The organism is Pseudomonas sp. 05T35 (assembly GCF_056396605.1).
Genome location: NZ_JBFTLU010000320.1, coordinates 1 through 7486 on the forward strand (window position 1 = coordinate 1; position 7486 = coordinate 7486).

General features: G+C 60.3%; 6 protein-coding genes and 3 pseudogenes. All 9 read right to left on the reverse strand.

Annotated features, from left to right (window positions below):
• The coding region (locus AC1DH9_RS21460; RefSeq protein WP_477808747.1) for a type II secretion system F family protein at positions 1 to 779 on the reverse strand (779 nt) is incomplete at its 3' end.
• A 29-nt stretch (positions 780 to 808) separates the two neighbouring features.
• Positions 809 to 1795, reverse strand: coding sequence for a type II secretion system F family protein (locus tag AC1DH9_RS21465; protein WP_427545253.1), 987 nt, complete (start codon positions 1793 to 1795; stop codon positions 809 to 811).
• Positions 1792 to 3234 carry a TadA family conjugal transfer-associated ATPase gene (locus AC1DH9_RS21470; protein WP_427545251.1) on the reverse strand — a complete coding sequence of 481 codons (1443 nt, stop codon included), beginning with the start codon at positions 3232 to 3234 and terminating at the stop codon, positions 1792 to 1794. The genes AC1DH9_RS21465 and AC1DH9_RS21470 overlap by 4 nt, the downstream gene beginning before the upstream one ends.
• Before the next feature lie 3 nt (positions 3235 to 3237).
• Complete coding sequence (locus AC1DH9_RS21475) at positions 3238 to 4461, reverse strand: AAA family ATPase (RefSeq protein WP_477808748.1); 1224 nt, start codon at positions 4459 to 4461, stop codon at positions 3238 to 3240.
• Positions 4455 to 4949 (reverse strand): TadE/TadG family type IV pilus assembly protein, encoded by a 495-nt coding sequence (locus tag AC1DH9_RS21480; protein ID WP_427545249.1) that lies wholly within the window; start codon positions 4947 to 4949, stop codon positions 4455 to 4457. The genes AC1DH9_RS21475 and AC1DH9_RS21480 overlap by 7 nt, the downstream gene beginning before the upstream one ends.
• Entirely contained in the window at positions 4949 to 5413 is a 465-nt protein-coding gene (locus AC1DH9_RS21485; RefSeq protein WP_477808749.1) for a TadE/TadG family type IV pilus assembly protein, read from the reverse strand. The genes AC1DH9_RS21480 and AC1DH9_RS21485 overlap by 1 nt, the downstream gene beginning before the upstream one ends.
• Positions 5414 to 6403: 990 nt before the next feature.
• A pseudogene (locus tag AC1DH9_RS21490) lies at positions 6404 to 6580 on the reverse strand (pilus assembly protein TadG-related protein); the annotation flags it as partial.
• Between the two features lie 70 nt (positions 6581 to 6650).
• A pseudogene (gene cpaB / locus AC1DH9_RS21495) lies at positions 6651 to 7308 on the reverse strand (Flp pilus assembly protein CpaB).
• A 15-nt stretch (positions 7309 to 7323) separates the two neighbouring features.
• A pseudogene (locus tag AC1DH9_RS21500) lies at positions 7324 to 7486 on the reverse strand (AAA family ATPase); the annotation flags it as partial.

Here is a 7486-nt window from a genome sequence, read left to right on the forward strand (position 1 = left end):
CTGGTACCGAAGCGGATACTCTGCCCCAACAGGCTGACCAACCCTTGCACGTCTTCCAGCCCGGTGCGCACGGCCAGTTGCTTGAGCGCCTCGGTACTGGTGATGCCGGCACGGATTTGCGCATTGACCAGCGCCAGTTCCTCTGCCAGCTCGACCTGGCTGACCGACATCTCCTCTGCCACCCGTTCGATAGTCGTGGGCAAGGCCAGGCCCGACTCCACGCAGACCACCATCAGATCCAGGGCATCCGGAAACGCGACACGCAGCCGGGCCTGACGCAGCTGTTTGCGCTTGCCGATATACATCGCTGGCAACAGCCAACCGACAGCGGCTGCCATGAGCACCAGCAATAGGCCCAGGGTCAGAGAAACACGAGGAATCAGTGGCAACACCAGTAGCGAAATGCCGACCAATATCAGCGGTAACAACAAGCGCACTGCCCAGTACATCTGCACCGCCGAAGACGAGCGATACCCTGCGTGCATCAACATCAGCTGGGTTGCGGATGCCTGAGCGGTTTCGGAGGAGCCAAAACGCTGGCCGACGCGCTCCAGCAACAGTTGCAGATTACCCGGCGCGTCTGGCCCCCCTGCACTCCCGTAATGCCCCCGCTTGATCAGCGCAAGGCGACGTTGCATCGGGTCCTGAAGCCCCAACACCAGCAATACCACGGTGGCGACCGCGAGCACCGTACTCACCCCTATCGCACTGACGAACAACAGGCGCGCCAGCGCCTCATTACCCGTCACCCGACTCAACAACCCGAGCAAATAGTCCATGACCTGCACCTCCACGTGGCGAATACCGCTTAAACCTGAATCCGGATGATTTTGCGGATCCAGACAATCCCGACCAACATCGCGCAGAACGCCCCGATGATCAGCTTGTGACCGAGCGGATCATTGGTCAGCACAGACAGGTAGCTGGGGGTCGTGATCAGGATCACCGCCGCCAGCACGAAGGGAATTGACACCAGCACCCAGGCCGACATCCGCCCTTCGGCCGACAAAGTCTTGATCTTGCGCTGGAAGCGAAAGCGCCCCCTGATCAACCGACTCAAACGCTCCAGCACTTCGGTCAGATTACCGCCGGTCTCGCGATGGATGAGGATCGAGGTCACCAGCATCATCACCGTCATGCTCGGCATACGCTCCAGCAGGCCGAGCATGGCCCGACGTACATCATTGCCATAGTTGATATCGGCGAAGGTCAGACCGAACTCATGCGCCACCGGCCCTTTGTGCTCTTCGGCGACCAAACGCAGGGTTTCGTTGAATGGATGCCCGGCGCGCAACGCCCGGCACATGGCATCCAGCGCATCCGGCAAACCCTCCTCAAACTCGGCAAAGCGTTTGTTGCGGTCACGGAGGATTTTCAGCAGCGGCAGCCAAGCCACCGCAAAGGCCACCGCCAACGCCATCCACCAGAGTGACGAGAACAAGAAGACCAGGGCTCCTGCACCAACCCCCATGGCGATCCCGAGAAACAACACCCGATAAGCCCGATATTCATGCCCGGACTGCTCGATCAGTTGTGTCAGGCTTGCCATAAACGGCAGTTGCTCAAGCCAGGCCTCCAGTGGCGACAAGCGTGTCAGGTATTTCTGCCTCAATACCGTCTGCATGTTGGGTAGATTGTTGGCTTTCTCCAGCACATGCAGGCGGCCGCGAATGCGCTTGCGCATCTTGCCTGCCTCACCGAACACCGGTACCACCACCCCCTGGGACAGGAGGAAGACGGCGATAAACACCATGCCGAGAAAGATCAGAATGAACTCACCGGATATATGGTTCATGACTGCCGTGCCTCCATCCATTCAGGCCTGAACAGGGTCAGTGGCAATTCGATGCCGCGCTTGGCCAATACGTCGCGAAAGGACGGAATCATGCCGCTAGGCCGATAATCACCAAGCACTTCACCGTGTTCGCCAATGCCGCTGCGTGCAAACGAGAAAATCTCGGTCATGGTGATGATCTCGCCTTCCATGCCGTTGATCTCCTGCACGCTGACCAGGCGCCGCTTACCGTCTTCCTGACGTTCCAGCTGGATCACCACATCAATGGCCGAAGCGATTTGCTGACGCATGGCCTTGATCGGGAAAGTCGCACCGGTCATCGACACCATGTTCTCGATTCGCCCCAATGCATCGCGCGCGGTATTGGCGTGGATCGTGGTCAGCGAACCGTCGTGGCCGGTGTTCATCGCCGTTAGCATGTCCAGCGCTTCAGCGCCACGGACTTCGCCGATCACAATGCGGTCGGGGCGCATCCGCAAACTGTTGCGCACCAATTCGCGCTGGCTCACCTCGCCACGCCCCTCGATGTTCGATGGACGGGTTTCCAGGCGCACCACATGGGGCTGCTGCAGTTGCAGTTCGGCCGAGTCTTCGATGGTGACGATCCGCTCGTTTTGCGGAATGAAACTGGACAGCACATTGAGCATGGTGGTTTTGCCGCTGCCGGTACCGCCGGAGATCAGCACATTCAAGCGCCCGCGAACAATCGCCTTGAGCAGCAGAGCAATGGCCGGGGTCAAGGTACCCACCTGGATCAGGCTATCGGTATTGAGCAGGTCCACGGCAAAACGGCGGATCGACACGCTCGGTCCGTCAATGGCCAGCGGTGGAATAATCGCGTTGACCCGCGAACCGTCCTTGAGTCGGGCGTCCACCAACGGCGAGGACTCATCGATGCGCCGCCCCAGACTGGAAACGATGCGATCGATGATGTTCAGCAAATGCTGATCGTCGCGAAATCGCACATCGGTCCTTTGCAGCTTGCCGAAACGTTCGACATACACTGAGGCAAAGCCGTTGACCAGAATGTCCGACACGGTGTGATCCGCCAGTAACGGCTCCAGTGGGCCAAGGCCCAGCACCTCATCGGTGATCTGCTTGATGATCAACTGACGGCTGACCGAACTCACGGGGGCTGAATGCTCATCCAGCAAGCGCTGGCAAATCTCGCGAATCTGCCGCGTGGCCTCGGCCTGCTCAAGGGAATCGAGCAAGGACAGGTCCATGACCTTGAGCAACTGCTGGTAGATTTTTTCCCGCCACTCGGCCTCCACCGGGGTGACCTGGCTCCGGGTTTCGTAAATAACGTCTGGAACCGAATGTTCCCACGCCATCAATTCCTCGGCCGGGTCCAGCAGGTCGTCACCCGGCTGACCAGGCAACGATGCGGCGGGTTTACCGGACTGTTTGCGCAAGCGGTTACGAAAGTCGCTGATCATGGGTTATCCCCCGAAAAAACGGTTGAAGGCACGTTTGAACAAGCCTTTGTTCCCGGTCATCTGCTTACCGACCAACGCCTCGGACATCTGGCGTACGGCGACGCTGATCGGAGCCCGCGGTGCTTGCACCCCCAACGGCACACCAGAGTTCTGACTCTGGCTGACCAGGTTGAAGTCGTTGGGTAATTTCAACAGGTTCGCGCAGCGTAGCGCCTCGCCGATATCCTTGAGGCTGATGGCCRCCGCCTTGTCATAGCGGTTGACCACCACCTGCAATTGATCCCCGCGCACGCCCAGGTCTTCGCGAAGAATCCGCGTCAGGGAGCTGGCATCGCGTAGATGGCTGACGCTCTGCTGCACCACGACGTACACCCGATCCGCCTGCTCCAGCACGGAGCCTGTGAGGTGGTCGATTTGCCGTGGCAGGTCGACCACCACCCAGTCATAGCTGGCGCGGGCCAACTGCAACAGGGCATCGAGTTGYTCGGGCTGGGCATCCTGCGGCAGACACAACTCACCGGCCCGCCCACCCAGCACATGCAAGGTCGGGCTGAAGTGGCYGCAAAAACCGCGTAGCGCAACGCTGTCCATGTCTTCGACCTGCTGCAACACCTCCAGGTGGCTGTGCGACTGCGCCACATCGAGGTAATGCGTCACGCTGCCAAATTGCAGGTCCATGTCCAAAAGCAGGGTATTGCCGCCCTTGACGCTAAGCTGGTGAGCCAGGTTGCAGGCCAGCAAGGTACTGCCGGAGCCGCCCTTGGCGCCCATCACGGCAATCAGCTTCCCTTCTACCCCACTGTTGACCCGGACCTCTGTGACCAGACGACTCAAGGCTGAAACCAGTTCTGTCTCGGCTATCGGTTCCGGCAAGACATCACGGGCGCCGGCCTGCATCGCCAGGCGCATGGCGTCCTGCTCGTTCAACAGGCCACACACCAGCAGCGGCGGACGCTCATGGGCCGGATGCTGTAACAGTGCCGCCAGCTCCTCACGCCACAGATGGCTGACACGCACCAATAACAGATCGGGCATCCGCTCCAGACCATAAAGCGGGTCGACATGCCCATTACTCACCAGGCGCGTGCTCACTTCCAGGCTCGGCATCCGCTGGCAAACGCTTTGCAGATCACGCAGTGCCGTGGCATCACGGCTGCTGATCAGCAATCGCAGCCCGGGCTTGCCGGTCGTCGCGGTGCTTAACGATGTTTCCTTTATATTCAGCATGGGGTGACCTCCCCTGACTCGGAATGATGCCCAAGGCTTTCGCGTGGCAAGGTTGCCCTGATGGTGGGCAACGTAATGGGCACGCCAAACCCGGGGATAAACAGATTGAATACGTAGCTTTGCAGGCTCACCCGGACATAACGGATGGCACGGAATCCGGTGGCGCTAACGGTGTCGGTGGGGTTGGTCACCAGCGCACCGTTCGCGTCCAGGTAAGTCAGCGTCAGGTTGCCAGTGCCCAGATTGGTGATCAGCTGGCTGGTGCCGGTGTTGCCCGCGGGATTGAAGATCGCCCGCTGCAACACAGCCGGATCGCTGATGTTGCACACCGCCGCCAGGCGCGCACCGCGCCGCGCGGATTCATCGAGGGCATTGACCGTGAAGTACAGGCGGCCCATTTCCAGCACACCGAACAGCAGAACGAACACCAGCAAGCCGATGAAGGCGAACTCCACCACATAGACGCCGCGCATGTGTTTGCGATTCATCACAGAACCCTCATGACAGTTGTAGCGACCAGTGGAATGCTCAGTGCAATCGGATTGGCAAAGAGCCCGGTAATCGATCCGGTACAGGTACTCGCGCCAATCACCGGGCAGAAGGTATAGGTGATGGTGACCTGCACATGGTCGGTGCCCAYGGCGGAGACCGCGACGTTGCCGGTCGTTAACCCCGACACCACAGGCGTTCCGGTGTTGGCCGGCACGCCATAGACCGCGACGTTTTTCGTCTGGGTCTGCAGCGTGCTGCTTAGCGCAACAGCGCCGAGCGTCGAGTTCCAGGCCTGGCTGGCGACGTAACGGCCGGCATCACGACTGGCCTGTAACAGGGTGTTGTACTGAAAGAGCATGCGACCAAACTCACCGAGGGCCAGCAACAGCAGCAGCATCAACGGCAGGACGAGGGTGAACTCCACCGAGGTAGTTCCACCATTGCTGACCGGCTGCACCACGAAATAGCAGCCAAAACCCAGGACTGGAATCGAAGTGGCACCATTATTTTTCCCGGAGCAGTCGCCAATCACGATTTTCAGCATCCGTCGCTCAAAAACCCCACCGCTCTGGCAGCCACTGCCCGAGCCGGCAACACACGCGGCGACACTTGCAACCCAGTCGTTGTAGTCCAAGAGTGCCGTACTGCCGGCGGAGAGATTGCCGTTGCTCGATGTCACGGGCTGGCCCTTGTACTCCGCCCGCGGCGGCGAGCTTGAGCTGTTCCAGGTGATCGCGGGTGTGCTGGAGCTAACGATCATATCTGGCGGATAATCCGAGGCTTTGAGCCCTCCACTGTATTGGCCGAAGCGGGTGTTCAAACCTTGGGACACCGGACCGACCTGGTTGCCCGGTTGGGTCGTGACATTTTGCCCGACGCTGCGGCACACCGAGCCGCCTCCGGCCATATCCTGCCTGACCGTACTCCCACCCGAACCAAAATCGAGCAACTGAAAGTTACCTGGGCCAATGGCGGACGTACTGCCAGCGCCCGACTTCAAATCCTGTAAATCGCCAAAGTGATAGCCCCAGAACACCCCGGCGCTCGGGTTGTATTGACTCGGGTTACCACACACCATCAGTGGCGCGAGATCGCAGGGGCTGGTGGGGCTGGGGCCGGCGGTAGCCATTGCCGCCACCGCCTTGTTGCCCAGACCGCCACCGCCCAATGCCTGGATGAAGCTCCAGAAAAAACCGGTCAGGCTATAGTTCGGTACCGTTACCCGAACGTAAGTGGCATTCGCCGGCCCTGGGTAGGAGAACGGTCCGTAAACGTTGTTGGCCAGTTCCACCACTGCGAAAGCGCCTGCGTTGCCACCGATGGCTGTCGCCAGTTCGGCGTTGCCCGTGGCATTGGCATTCAGTGTCAGCGTATTCAGTGCGGCAGTGCGCGTTGTGCTGGCAATGCTGGTACCGCCGGTGACCTGACTCAGGGTTTTGGCGCCGCTCAGGGCGGCGGCATCCACTGCATTTTGCAGGCGGGTCTTGTTTAGCAGCATGTGGCCGCCGTCCAGCGCCAATGCCGCCATCATGGTAATCGCCGCCAACGCGATCACCATCAGTACGGTCACCGATCCCCGCTGGCGCCTTGGCGTTACCGGAAACGGCCGTTGAATTCGAGAATTCATGATCAAGCCCTCATTTGCCGATACGGACCCGAATCGGCTCCGCCACTACCTGGGTACCCATTGCGCCTTGTCAGCGCACATTGACTACATGGGATTCAATGCCACGAATAACGGTGACAGCCCCGCCGTTACCGCCGCCACGGTGTACCACGCGTCTTGGCGCCGTTTCGGTGGCCATGGCAATGGTCTGCGTAACAGGCGCAGCAGGTGCTACCGGTGCGGGGGTCGGTTTTTTCGTGAGGTTCAGCGGGTTGCGCAGGGCCAGTTGCAACTTCCCTTCGGTCTGCGCGGTGACCAGGGCTTCCGCCTCGGTGGCCCGGCAACAGGAACCCGCCGACCCCGACCACATCGTCCACCCGTACCGAAATGGCGCGTTTGTCGGGAGCAATCAAAGAGGCCAGGGTGCTGCCACCCAAGTGTTCACTGAGGCGCGCCCCCCGCACGATGTCGCCGCGCAGGATGTCGAACGTGGCGATCTTGCCCACGGCCTTGTCGCTGGAATCGAAGGCATCGTCCGGGATCGTATCCATGGGCATGCGCACGGTCGTGACCTGCTGGGCCTCGACCATCTGCCCGAAAGGAATCTCGACCGTGGCGACTACCACGCTTCGAAGGTGATCATCCGGGCTGGCATTGAGCCGTGCGCTCAGCCAGGAATTGGCCATCCATGCGGCGCCGAGGCCCATGACCAACGAAATACCAATCAGCGTTGCAGTACGAGAGCTCATATCTGTATCTCCTACTCAAAGAAAGTCGAGCTGGACGAAGTAGTTGCTCCACGCCCATTCAAGCTCCTGCGGCGACAGTGGCCCGGAACCGCCCAGGTAACGCTGGCGATCGAGCGCCATGTTCAGGAGATCGCGGGGATGGCAAGGCACCAACGGCATGCCTTCGACGGCGTAAAGT

What these genes read in the sequence shown, in the direction of transcription:
- AC1DH9_RS21465 (WP_427545253.1), bottom strand. Translation starts at nt 1,795, where the DNA reads ATGAACCATATATCCGGTGAGTTCATTCTGATCTTTCTCGGCATGGTG.
- AC1DH9_RS21470 (WP_427545251.1), bottom strand. Translation starts at nt 3,234, where the DNA reads ATGATCAGCGACTTTCGTAACCGCTTGCGCAAACAGTCCGGTAAACCC.
- AC1DH9_RS21480 (WP_427545249.1), bottom strand. Translation starts at nt 4,949, where the DNA reads ATGAATCGCAAACACATGCGCGGCGTCTATGTGGTGGAGTTCGCCTTC.